Source organism: Kitasatospora sp. MY 5-36, from assembly GCF_001182915.1.
Classification (GTDB): domain Bacteria; phylum Actinomycetota; class Actinomycetes; order Streptomycetales; family Streptomycetaceae; genus Kitasatospora.
Window position 1 is genome coordinate 1 of sequence record NZ_LFVW01001308.1, and the last position, 934, is coordinate 934.

Annotated in this window: 1 pseudogene; it reads right to left on the bottom strand. The window is 78.6% G+C overall.

What is annotated here, in order from left to right:
* Positions 1–934: pseudogene (locus AE652_RS42135) on the bottom strand (helix-turn-helix transcriptional regulator); the annotation flags it as partial.

Genomic DNA, 934 nt, shown 5'->3' on the forward strand with positions numbered 1-934 from the left:
GGTGGCGGAGAGTTCGGTGCGGGCGCGGGCGGCCCAGGGGTGGGCGGCGAGGCGGTCGAAGGTCTCCAGGGCGGCGCGCAGGTGGGGGCGGGCGTCGGTGCGGCGGCGGGTGCGGCGGAGCCATTCGCCGTAGAGGAGGGCGGTGCGGGCCTGTTCGAAGGGGCGGTGGGCCGTTTCGTGCCGGGAGAGGGCGGCGCGGTAGGTGGTCTCGGCGAGTTCGTCGGGGCCGAGCAGGGCCTGGCAGCGCAGCCGGAGGGCCTCGGCCCAGGGGCGGTCGGCGGCGGCCGTCCAGCGGGCGAAGCGTTCGTAGGCTTCGGCGGCGCGTTCGGGGGTGCCGAGGCGGACGGCGGCCTCGACGAGGTCGGGGACGGCCCGGGTGGCGCTGACGTGGTGGCGGTGCGGGCCGGTGGTGAGGGTCTGCAGCCGGTCGGCGGCTTCGCCGGCGCGGCCCTGGCCGAGGTCGCGCAGGGCGAGTGCCCACTGGGCCCAGGCCTGGCCGGCGGCGGGGGCGGCGGTCTGCGGGCCGGTGGTGGCGAGGGCGGTGGCCGCGAGTTCGGCGCAGTGGTCGGTGCGGCCGTCGAGCGCGGCCAGGTGGGCGAGCAGCGCGGTGAGTTGGCTGACCCACTGGTGCTGGCCGGTGTCCCGGGCGAGGCCGAGGCCTTCGGTGGCGGTGAGTTCGGCGTCGCGGTGGCGGCCGTGGAAGAGTTCGGCCTCGGCGAGGAAGAACTGCAGGGTGGGCATCACGCCGACGGTGCCCTTGGCGCGGGCCTCGGCGACCAGTTCGGCGGCGAGTTCGGCGGTCTCCTCGTCGCGTCCGAGGACCAGGGTGGCGCCGCACAGCTGGACGAGGTCGACCGGGCTCTCGGCCCCGGCCCGGCGGGCGGCCTCGGCGGCCTCCCGAACGGGCGGCAGCGGGCCGGCGGGCCGGCCGAGC